Origin of the sequence: Vibrio sp. SG41-7, assembly GCF_014164465.1 — a bacterium.
Taxonomy (GTDB): Bacteria; Pseudomonadota; Gammaproteobacteria; order Enterobacterales; family Vibrionaceae; genus Vibrio; species Vibrio splendidus.
In genome coordinates, this window is the sequence record NZ_JACJFF010000029.1 from 32,794 (window position 1) to 50,112 (window position 17,319).

The 17,319-nt window shown below is 41.7% G+C and carries 15 protein-coding genes and 1 tRNA gene; 11 read left to right on the plus strand and 5 right to left on the minus strand.

Annotation, left to right across the window (positions count from 1 at the left end):
* Positions 1-87: 87 nt before the first annotated feature.
* Both pilW and metA read right to left on the minus strand, forming a co-directional pair.
* Positions 88-855, minus strand: a complete 768-nt coding sequence (pilW, locus tag H5300_RS10380; RefSeq protein WP_017080657.1) for a type IV pilus biogenesis/stability protein PilW — start codon at positions 853-855, stop codon at positions 88-90.
* Between the two features lie 169 nt (positions 856-1,024).
* Entirely contained in the window at positions 1,025-1,966 is a 942-nt protein-coding gene (gene metA, locus H5300_RS10385) for a homoserine O-succinyltransferase (RefSeq protein WP_004734938.1), read from the minus strand.
* A gap of 273 nt (positions 1,967-2,239) precedes the next feature.
* Between metA and H5300_RS10390 the strand changes: the two genes are divergently transcribed.
* Together H5300_RS10390 and H5300_RS10395 are read left to right on the plus strand one after the other, a co-directional pair.
* The gene (locus tag H5300_RS10390) at positions 2,240-2,608 is read left to right on the plus strand and encodes an ATP-binding protein (RefSeq protein WP_145568296.1); all 369 of its coding nucleotides are present in this window, start codon (positions 2,240-2,242) and stop codon (positions 2,606-2,608) included.
* Positions 2,609-2,682: 74 nt separating this feature from the next.
* Positions 2,683-3,105 carry a DUF3859 domain-containing protein gene (locus H5300_RS10395; protein WP_009846913.1) on the plus strand — a complete coding sequence of 141 codons (423 nt, stop codon included), beginning with the start codon at positions 2,683-2,685 and terminating at the stop codon, positions 3,103-3,105.
* Positions 3,106-3,260: 155 nt separating this feature from the next.
* Here H5300_RS10395 and H5300_RS10400 read toward each other — a convergent pair whose 3' ends face one another.
* A complete protein-coding gene (locus H5300_RS10400) occupies positions 3,261-4,367 on the minus strand; it encodes a M20/M25/M40 family metallo-hydrolase (protein ID WP_061024866.1) in 1,107 nt (368 codons plus the stop codon).
* 259 nt (positions 4,368-4,626) lie between these two features.
* On the opposite strand from H5300_RS10400, the gene H5300_RS10405 reads away from it, so the two are divergent.
* Positions 4,627-6,591 carry a GGDEF domain-containing protein gene (locus H5300_RS10405; RefSeq protein ID WP_182795934.1) on the plus strand — a complete coding sequence of 655 codons (1,965 nt, stop codon included), beginning with the start codon at positions 4,627-4,629 and terminating at the stop codon, positions 6,589-6,591.
* Positions 6,592-6,744: 153 nt separating this feature from the next.
* Here the strand turns inward: H5300_RS10405 and H5300_RS10410 are convergent, their stop codons facing one another.
* Positions 6,745-6,930: a hypothetical protein gene (locus H5300_RS10410; protein WP_004734943.1), complete on the minus strand. Its 186-nt coding sequence runs from the start codon at positions 6,928-6,930 to the stop codon at positions 6,745-6,747.
* A gap of 272 nt (positions 6,931-7,202) precedes the next feature.
* On the opposite strand from H5300_RS10410, the gene H5300_RS10415 reads away from it, so the two are divergent.
* The 4 genes from H5300_RS10415 to H5300_RS10430 all read left to right on the plus strand — a co-directional run bounded on the left by H5300_RS10415 (position 7,203) and on the right by H5300_RS10430 (position 10,227).
* A complete protein-coding gene (locus tag H5300_RS10415; RefSeq protein WP_102556137.1) occupies positions 7,203-7,871 on the plus strand; it encodes a DUF2726 domain-containing protein in 669 nt (222 codons plus the stop codon).
* A gap of 264 nt (positions 7,872-8,135) precedes the next feature.
* Positions 8,136-8,212: transfer RNA gene (locus tag H5300_RS10420), tRNA-Val, on the plus strand.
* 270 nt (positions 8,213-8,482) lie between these two features.
* On the plus strand, positions 8,483-9,100 hold the full coding sequence (locus tag H5300_RS10425; protein WP_017078028.1) for a bifunctional 2-polyprenyl-6-hydroxyphenol methylase/3-demethylubiquinol 3-O-methyltransferase UbiG: 618 nt from the start codon (positions 8,483-8,485) through the stop codon (positions 9,098-9,100).
* Positions 9,100-10,227, plus strand: a complete 1,128-nt coding sequence (locus H5300_RS10430; RefSeq protein ID WP_182795935.1) for an HNH endonuclease — start codon at positions 9,100-9,102, stop codon at positions 10,225-10,227. The genes H5300_RS10425 and H5300_RS10430 overlap by 1 nt, the downstream gene beginning before the upstream one ends.
* A gap of 26 nt (positions 10,228-10,253) precedes the next feature.
* On the opposite strand, the gene H5300_RS10435 is transcribed toward H5300_RS10430, so the two are convergent.
* Entirely contained in the window at positions 10,254-11,114 is an 861-nt protein-coding gene (locus H5300_RS10435) for a YafY family protein (protein ID WP_182795936.1), read from the minus strand.
* A gap of 203 nt (positions 11,115-11,317) precedes the next feature.
* On the opposite strand from H5300_RS10435, the gene H5300_RS10440 reads away from it, so the two are divergent.
* The 4 genes from H5300_RS10440 to H5300_RS10455 are packed head-to-tail and all read left to right on the plus strand — an operon-like array spanning position 11,318 to position 17,005.
* Positions 11,318-12,097: a Wadjet anti-phage system protein JetD domain-containing protein gene (locus H5300_RS10440; protein WP_017078030.1), complete on the plus strand. Its 780-nt coding sequence runs from the start codon at positions 11,318-11,320 to the stop codon at positions 12,095-12,097.
* 3 nt (positions 12,098-12,100) lie between these two features.
* Positions 12,101-15,040, plus strand: coding sequence for a hypothetical protein (locus tag H5300_RS10445; protein WP_182795937.1), 2,940 nt, complete (start codon positions 12,101-12,103; stop codon positions 15,038-15,040).
* On the plus strand, positions 15,033-16,445 hold the full coding sequence (locus tag H5300_RS10450) for a hypothetical protein (RefSeq protein WP_182795938.1): 1,413 nt from the start codon (positions 15,033-15,035) through the stop codon (positions 16,443-16,445). Before H5300_RS10445 ends, H5300_RS10450 begins: the two co-directional genes overlap by 8 nt.
* Positions 16,442-17,005, plus strand: coding sequence for a condensin complex protein MksE (locus H5300_RS10455; protein WP_017078033.1), 564 nt, complete (start codon positions 16,442-16,444; stop codon positions 17,003-17,005). Before H5300_RS10450 ends, H5300_RS10455 begins: the two co-directional genes overlap by 4 nt.
* Positions 17,006-17,319 lie beyond the last annotated feature (314 nt).

A 17,319-nucleotide genomic window follows, 5' to 3' on the forward strand; every position in this document is an offset into this window, starting at 1 on the left:
TATTAAGCTGAAAATACGAACGGGCTTGTTGTTAACGCAACAAGCCCGTTTTTATATTTATCGCAACGACTCTAAGCTCAGTTAGCCTTAAACGGAGAGCAGTTCGTCTAATTTACTTTGGTATTTCTGTTGAAGTGCACGGTTACCCGCTTTCTTTTCGAGTTCGACCAAGATTTGAAGCGATGGAATTTGATAGCCATAACGTTGGTGGAATTTGAATAAGCGGAGCCTAGCGTCATTGTATTCAGCCTCACTGACCTCAATTTTAGAAAGCTGTAATACGGATCTAGCTCGATTTGGGTCGTGGTCAATCGCACGAGAGAAGTAGTATTTTGCTTGCTCGACCTCTCCGGCTTTAAACGCGCAGAATGCCGCATTTTCATAACTGGCAGAGACGAGATAATAATAGGGTTGGTCGATGGCACGGTTAAAGTATTTATCGGCTTGCTCGTATTCGCCCTGTTTACACAAGAATGTACCGTAGTTGTTCAATACGTTGCCGTTTCTTGCGTCTAACCTCAGCGCTTTTTTATAGGCATCTCTTGCTTCGTCAACTTCCCCAACTTGTTCGTAATAGTGCGCAATGGAAAGGCGAGCTCGATAGTAGCTAGGTGCGTGTTTGATGGCGAGTTCTAGGTTCTCACGTGCTCTCACCATATTCCCTTGCCCCATATAACCCAAACCTAATTCAATACGAGATTCAGACATCGCAATAGGGTCACTTTCAATCTTTGGCGGTCCTTCAGTGACAGAAACGCAACCGACCAACGAAAGAGAGGCGAGTAGTATCAGACTCGATAACGAAAGAGGGCGGGATAATGAAATAGGTTTAGATAATAACGACTTGGCGGGCATGTGAAGCTCCTTATGAACACCAACCCATCATATGAAATCAAACCCATTGAAGTGGTAAATCTATTATGGAATGCGACTCAAACACCATAAAAAAACCGCGTCCAATTTGGCGTTTTATCAACAACCTACTGAACACGGCTTTATGTGTTTGTGAATCGGAAGAAACAACTTAATCGTCTTTGGTAAAGTTGTCTTCGCTGAAGTGATCCAAATCGTAAGGCGTTTGTTGGTAAACGCAGTAGTTCAACCAGTTTGAGAATAACAAGTGCCCATGACTACGCCAACTTGCGACAGGCTTATTATCTGGATTGTTGTTCGGGTAGTAGTTGATTGGAATCACGGGTTCCATGCCTTCGCCTAAATCACGAACGTACTCACCGTGTAATGTATGCGCATCGTATTCAGGGTGACCCGTTACAAACACGTTTCGCTTATCTTTGGTCGCCGCCAGATATACGCCAGCCACATCAGAAGTCGCAAGAACATCAAGGTCGGTATGCTCGGCTAAGTATTCCTGAGAGAAATCTGCATAGCGAGAGTGCGGTGCTAAGAAGGTATCGTCAAAGCCACGCAGAAGCGGGTGATAAGGGTGATGAATCTCGTGATTATAAACACCAGAAAGCTTCTCTTTACGAGTGCGCTTTGGCAAATCATACAGTAATTTCAAACCCGCCTGAGCCGCCCAACACACATACAAGGTTGAGGTCACGTGCTTGTTTGCCCATTCCATGATGGTTTTTAGGTGATCCCAGTAGATAACATCTTCAAATTGAACCAAGCCAAGCGGTGCACCAGTAATGATCAATCCATCAAAGTTTCTCCCTTTGACCATTTCAAATTGGCGGTAGAAGTTATCAAGGTGTTCAGTCGGTGTGTTTTTGCTTGGTCGGTCATCAATGCGCAGCAGCTCTACATCCACTTGCAATGGGCTGTTCGATAGTAGGCGTAAGAATTGAGTTTCAGTTTCAATCTTCTTCGGCATTAGGTTGAGGATCAAGACTCGAAGTGGACGAATTTCCTGTGTCGATGCTCTTGATAACGGCATCACGAAGATGTTTTCTTCACGAAGAACATCAGATGCTGGCAATTGGTCTGGAATGCGAATAGGCAAAGCTTTCTCCCTAAGCTAGATATGTAGACGTCTATACATCTAAATCTATAGTAGTTTGATACGCTTGTCGATATCCAAAATGGATAGATGTAAATTATTTGTGTTTTCTATCAGAAGCCACCTTCCGACGTCGAGGGCGTCTTATAATGTTTAACGACTACCCGAGTAAGGCATAAGTGCTTGGTTCTGTTATGTAGAACTAGGCAGTTATCAGAGCAAGCGGTTAGCATTTACGATAAACTCATGTTTTCGAATTAGCCTGTAAAGTGACAGATGAAGTTAATACTCATTCGAGGATTGCCCGGTTCTGGCAAGTCAACAAAAGCAAAAACCTACGATGCGTTGCATGTCGAAGCCGATATGTATTACGTGAATGAGCAAGGTGACTACCATTTTGATCCTAGGCAGCTACAGCAAGCTCATGAGTGGTGTCAGAACACTGCAGAGAATGGCTTGAAGCAAGGGTTGGATGTTGTTGTTTCGAATACCTTTATTAAGCATTGGGAAATGAAGGCTTACCGTCAACTTGCAAGAAAATACAAAGCAGAATTGATCATCGAGGTATGCCGAGAGCAATATGGCAGTATTCACGACATCGAACCGTCTGTGATTAAGCGCATGGCAAAAGATTGGCAAGAATAGCCTCGTGCTTATCCAGCTTGGCTGAATGGCAAATAGAATTAAATGAATAGAACAACTTCAAGGTAACGATTGAAATGGCAAAGCGCTCAGTTGTGGTCGACATGACCTCCTATGGTATCTACTCCACATGGGATTCAAAATCTAAAGACCTTCCAAAAATCCAAGAGTTCACCACTACCGTTGATGCCGAAATCGATGTGGAATTTGGCTATATCTTGAATATCAAGAAAGCCAAAGGTGAAAAGATCCGCTACTGCATCTATCACCCGGATATCACCACAGATAAAGGCGAAGTGCTCGAACCGTTCGATGGTGAAGAGCATGTCGGTAACAACGACTGGGATTTCTACTTAGGCGACACCATCTGGGCGCCAGTCTCGAACAAGCTAGGCAAGTGGCGCATGACCGTGGAGTTAAAAGGCAACATCATTGCTGATAAGACATTCGACCTTGTTGCAAAAGATGAAGGCCAATTCTGGAAGCGTAGGGGTTTTTAAGCTTAATCTTCTAGCTAAGCTCAGACAACAAAAAAGCCGAGTCACGGATCATACGTGAACTCGGCTTTTTGACATTAACTAGATGGCATTTTCTATCTCATTAACGAGTAAGGTTGTCTAGTTAACAAATAAGACTGGCTAGTTAACCAGTAAGACTATTGAGTCACGTAAGCCACAACAAACTCAGTGATAGCGACCATATCTTTCACCGCAATGTACTCTTCTGTGGTGTGAACTTTTGCCATACCAGTAGAAAGGTTAACCGTTGTTAGACCTTTCGCGTTGAAGTTGTTCGCATCGCTACCGCCGCCAGTGCGTTTAGTGTTTGCGGTTACGCCAAGCTTCTCAAACGCTGATTTGATAGAAAGAATGTGCGGGTGATCGTCTGCAATAACGAATGCATCGTAAGCACGAGTCGATTCGATTTCTACTTCAGCGCCAAACTGTTTTGCACTCTCTTGGAATGTCGAGATCATGTGCTCAACTTGAGCCGTTAGCTTTTCGCCGTTTAGAGAGCGTGCTTCAGCCACTACTTTAAGCTCTGGCATTACGATGTTTGTCGCTTGACCGCCTTCAACAATACCGACGTTTGCTGTTGTTTCTTCATCGATACGAAGTAGGTTCATCTTAGTGATAGCGTCTGCAGCAACTTGAATTGCGCTGATGCCTTCTTCTGGCGCTAAACCAGCGTGAGCAGGGCGGCCTTTGATCTTAGCAACAATTTTCTGCTGACCCGGAGCTGCGTTTACGATGGTGCCAATTGGGCCGCCTGTATCCAGTACGATAGCGTGCTCAGATTGAATGTAAGACATATCGAAGTTCAAAGAGCCGAACAGACCGCCTTCTTCGAAGACAGTGAACGCAATCTCGATAGTTTTGTGCGCTTTGCCTTCAGCTTTGATGCAACGAACCGCTTCCATGATAGCTGCGATACCAGACTTGTCGTCGCCACCGAGAATTGTGTTGCCTTTTGAACGGATGATGCCGTCTTCAATGATTGGTTCAATGCCGATACCTGGCGTTACTGTGTCCATGTGGCAACTGAATACTGTGCTGCCTGGAAGAGTGCCATCTAGACGAGCGTAGATGTTGAAACCGTTAGACACTTCTGTAGGGACAGCCAGTTTGTGAACTTCAAAGCCTAGTTCACCAAGTTGTTCAGCCAAAGCTTCAGCGATCGCTTTTTCATTACGAGATTCACTATCAATTTTCACTAGATTGCAGAAATGTTCTACAAGACGTTGTTCATTAATTTGGGTCATTGTTAATTCTCATTATGCTTCCGCTTGTTCTAAAGAAGCCGCGGAGGTAGGAACAGGAAAATTACTATAACGCCAATGAGGTAGATGATTATCTGAGTTAAATCAAGAAAGTTGCCTGATTATTCTAATTAGTGAGAATAACCTTGTTAAGTTCGTCGAGATGACAACATTTTAATCTGTGTAGGGCTCGGGTATAATAAGTTTCTAATATAGATAAACAGCAGTGATATGGTCATTCAATTTGTAACGGTCTTAATACATGAATAAAAACAACGTTTTAGGTTCGTTTCTACTCGTTGTAACAATGAGTGCCGTACTCGGGCTTTATTTACTGTATCCGCTCAATGATGTGGACTTGAGCCCTCCTCAAGCCGACAACACTTCTGTCTACACCCCAGAAAAAGAACTCTCTCAAACTGAATATGGAAAAAAGTTAATTCATATTCTCGGTTTATCACGCAGTGACCCCTCTGTTGCAAAACATCAGCTTGATCTGCTACGGCCGCCCAATGGCGTTAATGACAAAGCAATATACCAAGCTTATCGACTTATGATTTTGTCGAATGTCGCTCAACATCAACGGGATGCCGACGCCGTGATGGCCTACGTAGAACAAATAAAAGCGTTGTCTGAGCATGAAGGTATGTTGTGGTTGAAGTCAGAATCATTGGTTGAATCTGCGATTGAATATCTAAAGAAAGGCGAACTTGCAATTGCTGAAATTGAAATTCGGTCCGCGATAGGCATTGCTGAATCTATTCGTTACGATAAGTTATTGGTTAAAGCGTATAACACCGCGGGGGCGATCAATAACGTGCGGAACGACTTGCAGGACGCTCAGTACTTTTTCTATAAAGGGCTGCAACTTGGCAAGCACTATCCAACGCACATTTATAACAGCAAGCTGATGTCGAACATGGCGTTGCTCTATATCTATTTAGAGGATTGGCCTAAAGCCCTGCGTATTATCGAGAAAGCAAAAAAGCTCTACTTTAAAAGTGGCTTACTTGAAGATGACGCGATTGGCATTCTTTACATCAACGAATCATTTCTGCATTTGAGCAGTGGTGACGTGACTAATGGCCGAATTGCTTATGAGAAGGCAAAAGCACTCGATAGCAAAAGAGTCAGTGCTCGATACAAAATCTTATTACTGAGAACCTACAGTGATGTACTGCTATCAGAGGGCAATTTCAGCAAAGCATTACAAGTGGCTAATCAATGTCTTCAAGCGCCGAATATTAAGAAGTACACGCTTCAAAACGGGCAGTGTTACCTAAACCGAGCGTTAGCTAACATTGGATTGGATCAAGATGACGCCATATTGAATGATCTTGAACGAGCACTTGCAATCTTTGACGTGGTTGGGAGCAGAAGTTGGAAGGTACTAGGCTTAAAAACACTGGCTGAATATTACGAATCTCAAGGTGACCTTGATACTGCACTGAGTTACTACAAACAATATTATCATGGCAACAAAGCGTTATTGTTTGATAAAAGGCAGAGTGACATTTTCTTGCTAGAACAAGACTATGCAAAACAGACACTTGCTAACGAAAATGAATTACTCAATACAGAAAAAGACCTCAACGAGTTACTGCTTCAAAAGGAACAACTGAGAAACAGAATCGTGGTGGCATTGATCATAATGGTCAGCATTAGTGCTGTATTATTGGCGATTAGGCTTCGCAGCATTCAAAGTAAAAATAAAGCGCTGGTGACTCAATCTACAACGTGTGCGCTAACGGGTTTATACAACCGACGCTATCTAGAGCAGTTGTTAACTCAGCCAATGCCATTTAATACTTCACGGTTTGGGATCAGTCTCGTCATTCTAGATCTTGACCACTTTAAGCGCGTTAATGACACCTTTGGCCATGATATTGGTGATGAGGTTTTAGTGGAAGTCGCAAGGCGAGTAAAACAGCACTTATTCCCAAATGATGTAGTGGCTCGCTGGGGTGGTGAAGAGTTTGTTATGCTGCTGTCTGGTTCCATTGATCCTGAGCAACAGTTGAACGTTATCCGTTTAGCTATTTCCGAAACACCCATTGATACGCACTCCGGCTCTTTGGACCTCACCACATCGATAGGAGCGTCGATTGGTATTGCTCATGAGCAACTCAATCAAGATACTTACAAGAAGTACCTCAAAGCCGCGGATGATGCATTATATCAAGCGAAAGAGTCGGGTAGGAATCAAGTCATCATCGCTGAAAGTTAACCACTAATCAGTAAACAAAAAGCCATTCTGATCTTCGTGAGATAAGAATGGCTTCTGGAACACTCTGAGATCGCTAATATCAAAATTTGAGTGAGAAGTGGGGTTTACTTAGCGATATGTCGAGTTTATCTATATCAACATTTTCTAAATGAGTTATTTAGCGGCACCTTGCAGCATTTCAACCAGCTCCCCCTCTGTAGCTGGTTCTCTCGCAAGTTCAATCACCGCGGAAGCACCGCCTTTTAACATATAAGCTCGAGTTCCGCAGTGGTCATAGTGGAACCATTTACCGTCTACACATACGTCCGTATAACATCTTGGGTCTTGTTTGAGTTCCATATCAATTTCCTTATTAACATTTGCCTAACGTTTTTCAGACTAGTTGATCACAAATTTAGGTAAATTGATCTGAATCAATCTAGAGTGTAATTGATGATTTGATTAGCAAATAGGAGAGGTGTGTCTAGCGTATGAGCGACCTCTTGGTGATTACAGCATTCAAAGGTCGTGATTTTGGTTGGCAACTCTCGCTCTTTTGCTTGCCACGTGAGGCTTTTCTACATACGCTAGCCACTCTCTTAATCCCTATACAGACGTGATTGTGTTGGAAAATGACTAATATCTTTATCGTTGTAATTGTTCTGGTTGTGTTCTTTTACTTTATCCAAAAGTATCTAGTGAAGCATGACGACACCAAAGATCATGCTTACCAGAAAAAAGGGACGTTGATGTCGGCGCAACAGGCGACATTTTATAACGCACTTAAATCCGCGGTGGGCAACCATGGCGAAGTGTTTGCCAAGGTCAGCATGTCGAACGTTCTTGTTCCTGCTAAGGCGAACAACAAGAAGAATTGGTTTATCGCCAACAACAAAATCTCACGTAGCTACTTTGATTTTGTTGTGTGCGACCCGCGAACGTTAGAGCCCCGCGTGATCATAGAACTTGATAACGGCAAGGAGCTCAACAAGGGAAAGGCCGATCGAGAAAAGCTACTGATCCACGTGTGTAAATCGGCAGGCTTGCCACTGATTGGTGCATCTATTAAACACAGCTACCAAGTGAGCCGTTTGAAGAGGTTACTGGCAGCACACATCGATTTGATCGAGCCATCAAAAGAAGTTCGATTCTGTAAGAAGTGCGGCAGCCCGATGATCATCAAACTGGCCAGCCAAGGCGATTACAAAGGCCGACGCTTTTTCACTTGTAGCCGTCAGCCAAACTGTACGTATACAGAGAACTACAACGTGGTATTCGATGTGGATGAAGATTCTAACTAATATCTTGAGTTAAAATGCTTTATCAGAGGGGTAAGACACGAAACAGGCAGAGGTATATAGCTATTGAACTAGAGGCGAAATGTGATCTACTTCAAGCCATTGATCTGCTTTGTGTTTAAAATTTATTCTGATTGTTGTTTTTAAAAGCAAACGAACCGTTTTGTGCAAATTTATCCTTGCACGCTACCCATTCACTCGTTATTATCCATCTCGTTCTGAAGCGTTAGCCACTTAGTAAAGCGGTTAGTTAAGTTTCAAAGCATTGCCCGCTTAGCTCAGTTGGTTAGAGTACTTGCATGACATGCAAGGTGTCACTGGTTCGAGTCCAGTAGCGGGCACCAAATTCGTTCTTTATGAACAAGCAAAAAAGCCCACCTAGTGTGGGCTTTTTTGTGTCTGCAATTCCTATCTTTATTAAATGTTCAATTTTTCCATGATGAACGATTCTAAGAATTAAGCTTACGACCTCTAATTGTTATTTTGTCCTTGTTGCCGTTAATTAATCGAAAGCGGGCGATCTTCATCACAATTACTAATACTTATCTAATGCTAAATCGTCATATGCAACCAACCCAGATATTATCGAGTGAGATTGATATACGAGTTGACTTATGTCGGTAAACACTTCTTATTACAACGAAAACGCGGTCCAGCTTTCAAAGCAATATGATTCTTTGGAATTTGAAAATGTCCACCGTGCGTGGCATGTGTATTGGCCTTGCGGTGCTACAAGGGTACTTGATGTCGGTGCTGGCTCAGGCCGAGATACGAGGTGGTTTGTTGAACAAGGTTGCTCAGTGGTAGCCGTTGAACCAGCAAGCGAACTTCGACAGTTAGGGAGCTTAAACTCCTCGACTCAAGTTCAGTGGTTAGACGATGCTCTGCCTGCTTTAAGCAAAGCTAGAGAGCTGTGCAGTCATTACGATTTGATTTTACTTTCAGCGGTATGGATGCATCTAAATTCGGCGGTTCGAAAAAAGTCGATCGCTGTATTGTCTGAACTGCTTTCCGAGAATGGAAAACTAGTGATCACATTGCGTCATGGCGGCTTTAATGATGGCCGTAGTGCTTACAGTGTTTCAGTCGAACAATTAGAAAGGTTAAGTGAAGCTGTAGGGCTGGCAGCCTGTCACGTTGCCGAAGACACTGATTCATTGAAGAGAACCGGTATATCTTGGCAAACCGTAGTGTTAGAGCATGCAAGGTCTAACAAAAACAAGGGTCGATAATGGCATTAGAGTACTACTTAGATCGTTTTCAAAACCTGAAAATGAACAATGCTGGTGGCAAAAAAAGTCCTCATAAAGTCTGTATGTTGCTGGCTGTTATGGATCTAATTCAAGCCGGGCATATTTCGACCAATAAAATTTGCCTTAACCAAGCCCTTAAAGAACGGTTTACTCATCACTTTGACAACTTGGCTCAAGGGGCTGATAAAAATACCCCAGAAAACCCTTTCTTCCATTTGAGAAGTGAAGGCTTTTGGCACCTTTTCTTCAATGACGGTTATGACAATACGTCAACCAGTCGTTATTCAGTAAAGGCGGTCTCCCACGCATATATTGACGATGAGCTGTTTAGCTACATGAAAAGCTATATCGTTTCTAACGAACTAAAGGATGCTTTAGTTTCTAATCTATCTGATCTAGCGACGTTATATCATCAGTGGTTGATTGATATTGGTAAATCTGAAAAAACCGCGAAGAACTACCTTGGAGCCATAAGAGGCTCGATATCTAATTGGTTGATGGATGTTGGTGAGTTAGAAGCACCGCTTACTGATATCAATTCGTATCGTGAGTTTGTTGGTTATGAAGAAAAAGCGAGAAAGTTGGAACAGTTTCAAATTTGTGACTCTAGGGGTAAGGGGATGTACAGCGCCGCTTTGTCTCATTACCACAAGTTTTTAGCTGACCTATCTCAAGTCGATGTTAATGCAGACATCAAACAAGTGATGACTGACAAAACTTTGTCCGAAACTGAAAAGACTATTTTGGTTAATACAAGAGTAGGGCAGGGACACTTTAGATCTAAACTGATTCAGATGTGGGGAGGTTGCGCCATTACAGGGTATCGAAATACACAGCTGTTATTGGCTTCACACATTAAACCCTGGCGAGATTCTAGTAATGAAGAGCGATTAGATAGATTTAATGGTTTGCTGCTTCTTGCCAACCTAGATAAAGCGTTTGATCTCGGTTTTATCTCCTTTGATGATAACGGAAAGGTACTTATTTCAAGCTACTTGGAGTCTCCGGATATGATCGGTTTAAAGGAAGATATGGCATTTAGAATCATGCCGGATCACAGACCATACCTTCGTTATCATCGAGGCGAGTTATTTAAGGACCGATAATTCATTGCCTTAGGTTTACCATTGGCTTAGAAGACTAAGTATGGCCTTAGTTCCTCAATGTTTTCTAAGATGATCTGTTGCCCTTTTGGGTTTGAATCTAACACATTGATATCTATATTATATGCGTCTATAACGTAGCGAGCTAAAGCGGCATTAGTGTTTATCTGTAGAGAATGGTTTTCCATACCATAATCATTAGCAACAACTGCTGCTTGAGCACTAGTTAATCGAGGATCTGGTTTTAATTCAATAGAAAGTTTAGTACTCCAACGTATATCATTTGATTTTTCATAAGCTGCTTTACCATTTAAGTCAGGAATACCCCTAATTCGACTCAGTACAAAATCGCGATAGTCAGCAGAGTGCTCGCAATAAGCTCGAACATGCCAACGTAGAGGGGTGCAAACCAGAGTATGTGGCGAAATTATCCTATCTACTTCTTCACCATTTGTTAGTGATGTGTAGCTTATATCGACACGTTTTTTTTCTCTGATTGCCTGAGCTAATGGTCGTAAAATTTCAGGTGCGATGTTACGCGTCACCGGGCGGACCATTGTTGTATTTTCAAAGCCCATATCAAGACCATCAAAAGTAACTGCCATATCTTCAGTGCGTGATAAAACATGCAAGTATTCGTCAGCATGACCACGTGTAAGTTTTGGGCTAAAGAAATTGCTGGGCTTATAACCCTTTAGCTGTTTGTCGTATATAAGGTTGCCAGGAGCAATATCGGCTAGATAAGTTTTTATGTCTTTTGAAGCTTGTTGTCTTCCTATGCCAAAATTTTGAATAAGATGACTCGTATTCAATCGACCTTCCCACAACGCAATAATCTCAATCATGCGATAACGAGATAGTAAATCCCACCTAATTGGCCATTTACTCATCGAGCACCTCCTGCCTAGTTATGCTACGTGTATATGTATTCAGTATTTACCCGTAGCTAATGACGTCATATTATTTTTAGAGCAAATAGTAGTCAACAGGTACGGGGGATAACTTCGCCAATATATCGACCTGGTTCGCAATACTCTTTATTGTTTTGTGGAATATTGGACATTATCTACATGATTAAACTGGATTTACTTAAATGAAACTTAATCAATATCTCAAGAAAATTTCACAGGGAGGCTCGATAAACCTCGTTCGTTTTATCGAATGCTTACCATATTCTGATGTGAATGAGTGGCGTAAAATCTATAGCGCGACACGTGTTCGCGGTGGCTATAAGTTAGTAATTGTTAATGAAGATCGGCATAACGCACTTTATGAGGAAGATCCAAGCGATAGAGTTAGTGCGTCTAACATGGGGAGATCTCATGACTTTCCAAGTAATTTTTCCCATATCTTAGTTTTAAATCATTTGATTAAATCTCAGGTTCCTTTTGTTGTTGTCTCTGATGTTAATGGGTTCAAAACGGAAGGAAAGCTTATTGGGAAAAGGGCTGTTCTTATAGAAAATATCGAGAATTTCTATCGTTACCAAGAATTTTTAGAATTTATCGGACACTCTGGCTTAGCTGATAATTGTGACATTATTTTTGGTTCTGGTAATCAAATATGTCATCACATGAATCGAAAGTTCCTTTCCTGTTATGAGGTGATTTATTGTGCTCAAGATGTCGAACTCGGTGGTTTAAAAATATACAAAACTCTCAAATCCTCGCTTCCCCAATGCGATTGGTTAGCGCCAGATAATTGGGACATCTTCAGAAACAAATTTAAATTAAAGCCAAAACATAATACTCACCTTGTTAAAGCAATACAGCTCGCTCGTGAGCTTCAATTGAATACTGAAGCAGATCTCATGAACCAAACTCGCGCTTTCTTAGAGCAAGAAGCTCTGTTACCAGAATTATCACAGGACTAACTCATGTTTAATAATGCAATCGATAATCTTTTGATAAGTATATCTCGTCTTGTAATCGTAGATTCCGCGGGGGTTGCTATCGCCGAAATTGACTTGCGAGAAGGAGGGATACTCATTGGTGGCGGGAATATTGGTAAAACCTCAATCCTCAATGCAATAAGGTTATTTCTATTACCTGAAGAAAACTTCAAAGACTCAGCCAGAAAGTTTGGTTTTTCAGATAAAGAGGGTAAGTTTTACACTAACGATGAGAGCTTCGAGCATTATTTTCCAAGTAGTACGAGCTTTCTGATTTTGGAGTGTAATAACTACTTAGGCGGTCCCTTACCTCATTGTCAGATTCTCTATCGAGGAAACTCAGATAAACTGGATTACCGCAGAATGTTTACCGCTTTACGCTATGAACAAATTCGTCACCTATTTTGGGACCCAAGTGTTGGAGAGGATGGAATCGGTGGGCGAGTAGAAGATCTGAGTGTCAGCAAAATTCAATCCTTTCTCAAACGAGAGGATAAGCATTATAAGACTCTTATGCGCTCAGCAGCGATTAAAGAGGTGATTTATGCGAACCAGTTGTTAGACATTGATGCAATGCGCTATTGCCTATTCCCACTGAGTACGACGAATGATACTGATGTAGATGCCTTTCGAGCATTAGTTCGTTTGTTGTTTGATATGAAAACGGGCTCCGATACCGTCCGTTTAGCAGTCGCTAATATTATTGAGTCGCAGAAAAAAGAGCGTAAAGATGAGCTTAACTTTGATATTGATGCCTTCATTGGGCATAACGAGTCACTGGCACGTAGAGAAGAGCTGCTCAAAAGCATAGAAAGTTTAAGGCCTGATTTTGAAGTCCTTTCAGATAGCCACCAAGAACTAACGAAAAATAGAAATGCTGACGATGAGTTAATGCAGTACGCCATGATGACGCAAAATCGTATTGGTAAAGAAAGTAAAGAACTTGCTTTGGAAGAAGCTCAGTTGAGCCTGATGGAAGGTAAAGTGCGTTCAGCTAACAAAAATTGTGGCGATATAACCAATGAACAGAAAAGTTTAGAAGGCGAGGGAAAGGTTCTACTTCGTCAGCAGGCAAAGTTAGATGGTTTAGTGAATAAAACTCAGCTAGTAGTGAATCAATACGATGAGTCAGAATCCCTCGAAATGATTGTATCAGGTCATAGAGAGCACTTAGCTAGCAAAGAAAAAGAGCTGGAACTTAAACAGAGTGCTGAGCAGCGACAGATTGAACTACAAGATCTTAATCAAGAGATAACAAAGTTTGAAGTGATGGAACGTAGCTACCAAGCTTCAGTGAGTAAGCAGGAATTTAAGCTATTTAAGCAGTTATCAGAATCTACCTGGTTAAAACTCGCTGCAATGAATTCTGTTGTAGCAGAGGCAAACCCAGAGCGTGAACTGACCTCTTCAGAGCGACAAGCAATAGAATCTTTTGCTGAGTTAGTAGAAATTGATGAGCATGGTTATGACCTATTCGGTGTAAAGCTGGAAGCGACTTCTGTAGATAATCGAGAATCAGATCAAATCAGGCTAGATAAAGTCCGATTAGAGCTTGATAAAAATCGAAGACGTGCAGCAGAAATTAGTGCGATGGATAATGAAAGCCGATTTGAGCGAATTAAAGCCATCACAGCGCTTGAAACTGAAATTAAGCGAACTAAGGTGGAAATCGAATTGCTACTGGCTTTTAGCAACAACGCACAGCAGCTTCATAGTGTAAATGAAGAACTTGAGCAAATAGAAAACAAAGCACAGAACTTTAAACGTCAACTTGAAAGTCAGAAATTAGTATTAGCTCAAGATAAGAAAGCATTTGAAATGCAAAAGACTAAAGTAGGCCAGATGAATTCAGACCTAGCGAAACTAGGTAGCTATCAAATTCGAGTTAAGGCAGAGCTTGAAGCTCACACTTTACCGACCACTGATTTCTCAGTTTTACCCGATAATGAATTAGAGCTCAATCAAGAAAACTTGATAGCTCGTATTAAAAGTGTACAAAATAAACGACAAGCTAAAATTGATATTGTCGAAAGAGTCCAAAGCTTTGTACGAACTCAAGTGCTTGAGAACGATGATAAACTAATGAGTTCTCACATAGACGACGAGTTGCTAGAGCATGCATTCCAACAGCTCAAGTCTCGCTATCAAGGGTTGGATGAAGAGTTTGATATTCTACGGAAAAACTTTGTTGAGCATAAACATTCCGTTCACGCCATTATTAATGAGTTAAAGAACAATCGAGAAATGGTCCTACAGTTTGAACAGAGTATTAATCGCTCTTTTGAGGGGGTGACGATTAATGATCTAGCGGAAGTCGAGGCAAAGATTAAGGTCGAAGCAAGATTTAGTGATTTAGTGGGTGAAATAGAGCACTTAGATACCCATTCGGATCAAAAAGCTTCGAATCAATTTATTGAACGTCTTAAAGCCTTTAGTAAGAAATTTTTCCCGGATGGAAAGGCAGCTTTATTAACGATGGAGCAGATAGTATCTGGTATTGCTTATCGAGTGAAAAAGCAGGGACAAACAGGTTGGGAGAGCAAATCACAATCCACTTCGACCCTTATGCTCATCAACATCAAACTTGTTGAGATTCTACTTGGAAGGTTGAGAAATAGCGCTTGTACGACTCAGTTTCCTTTGATTATTGATGAAGGTGCTTCTGTTGATAGCTCTCAGTTTGATTGGCTGTTGCCTAATATGAAGAAAGCTGGTTTTAGGGTATTGAGCGCTTCTACTAATTCAGCGTCCAGCGAAATAATTTTTAAATTCGGGCAGCACTTCCGGTTAGACGCTATGCGAACTGCAACGCCTTACAGTTCGGCACGGACCATTGCATTTACTGGTATGCCCGATAGTTTTGTTACCCAAGGTAGTGTATTGGATAGAGAGCAGCTTGATATGTTTGGAGATGCTGATGAGTGAGCAACGGCTTCTAACGATTCCGACTTTTTCCATCATGCTTGAGCATCACACAATCATGCGTGACATCATCCGAGAAATGGATGAAACGAGTGAGCCTTATATACGTGAAGCGACGTTTATTGCTCGGTTACATCGTTATATTCAAGGACAAAGTAGAGATAAACAGAAACAGTTACGGACAGCTTTTTCGACCGAGAACTTACTTGCTTCGCATATTTTGGTTGATAAAGATGAATTTGGTGGTGAAAGCCGGCTAATCTTTGAACGTTCCGTTATTGGTGTATTTAGGCTATTTGATCGCAGTCTGTTTCAAGACTTAACCGACGTGGCATTAAAAATCCAACTCGGCGGGATACGTTTGCTACTGACCAAACTTCAAGCAAGTACATTACTTTTTTGCGATGAGAACCTGGATTTTAAAGAGCTGATAGACCAGCTCTTTCACAGCCTAAGTGAACTGCTAAATAGTATCCGTTTGAACTTAGTTAAAATGCAGATGATTAACCAAGAGCTGAGTGAAGCTAGTGAACTAGCAGCAAAATCAGATAGCCCACAAGTCTTCTCTGTGTTGCAGCGAGAATCCATTGAAAAGATATCGCTTCTTTTATCACGGCATATTTTACCGACTCGGCAGTTTCTTGATGAAAAAAGCCGCCTGAAAGATGGCCCCAACTTATTTGAGTGCTTGCAAAGCTTGCGCAGTCTGTTTGAACACCATCAAGATCATCAACGTTCTACTGCGATGCTAAGGTACGAAGTAAGCTTTAACAGTTTTCACAAACAGATCAGCAAAGTGTCTCAATCGGTAGACCAGTTTTTGGCCCGATCCAAGAAGCGTCTTCAACAGTTTAATGCCATTGAAACGGCATTTGGTGATTTAGTCAATGAGCTAGATGCAACAAAGCACAACCTAAAGCGCAGCCAGATTGATGGACAATTTGCCCGTGATAACGGGGCATTTATGGGCTTAATGCAGCAAGCAAGACCCAAAGTGCTTCGAATCAGTAGTTCAGAAGCCTACCTCAACAACGTAGTGAGTGATATAGATGCGCGAGTCGCGGATAAAGGTCTGCTAGAGCAGAGCCACTATGTGGAGTTAGTTAGTATTAAAGATGATTCTACTGAGCGAAGGCTCGCTCGCGCAGAGCAGATCTTTGAATTGGTGAAACAGATGAAAATGACGGAATATCAAAACCTTACACTTTCACTGCATCGGCGCCTAAAAGATCAACTGGTTGACTATCATTTTGTTGATCTGTTGGAAGGGCTCAATTTCCTATTACGCAGTGACGTGATGCTTGATGGACACATACTTAAAATGACTAATTTCCGCCAACGTATCGCCCGAAGCGACACTATTTATCTATACCGTAAAATTCGAACAGAGCGAGTACCTCAACAATGACTCCATTTTCTCAAATCAACATGATTAAAAGCCAACAGATATACGCTACCTTCGTCAGTGGTAAAGTGATCACCAAGCAGGGCTATGACCTTTACCAGCAAAGTTTTATAGAAAGCGTTCTCTATACTGAGCTTTACAATAACCTTGACCACTTTACGCAGCTTTATCTGCATATTGGCTTCACTCTTAATTTCAATGTAGAAGGGGAGTTTTTCTATATCAGCCGTAGTGAAGCAGAAGAAGACGCAGACACTAATGCCACCAAAATTCAGGCAATGTTATTAATTATTGCCCGTTACTGGGTGGATAAAGGTTTTGATCTAGACGATCTAACCACGCCGGTTCTTGGGCTCGGGCGTACTGCACTAGAAGAGATTGCAGAGCAAACCATCTATGACGATATTCGACAGGCGCTTGGAATCGAAACTTGGGAAAAGGCCATAAATTATCTTGCAGATCGAAACTTTCTCTACCCTTGCGGTGATAAACATTACGTTCTAAGTTCAGCTGGAATGCACTTTTTGAACTTACATGTTGAGAAATACTCAGAAGATCAGTAAGAGTGTCAATTCGAAGCTTGAGTGGTTTTATTTCTAATCATCTACCAGGCGTTTGTGAATCCATTCCTTATGAACAAGTAAAAAAGCCCACCTGCCGTGGGCTTTTGGTGTCCGTAAGTTTATGTTTTAAAGGTTCTTAATTGATTGTTAGTCCCAACATATCCCATAATATGGGCTTTGTTGCGTAATTCAATGGTACTAAATCAAGAACCTACGATCTGATCAGCTACCTCCACCCTCTCTCGTAGCCCTATGCCTAAGCCTCGTTACAAAACAACCAACTGGAAGCAATACAACCAATCACTCATTAACCG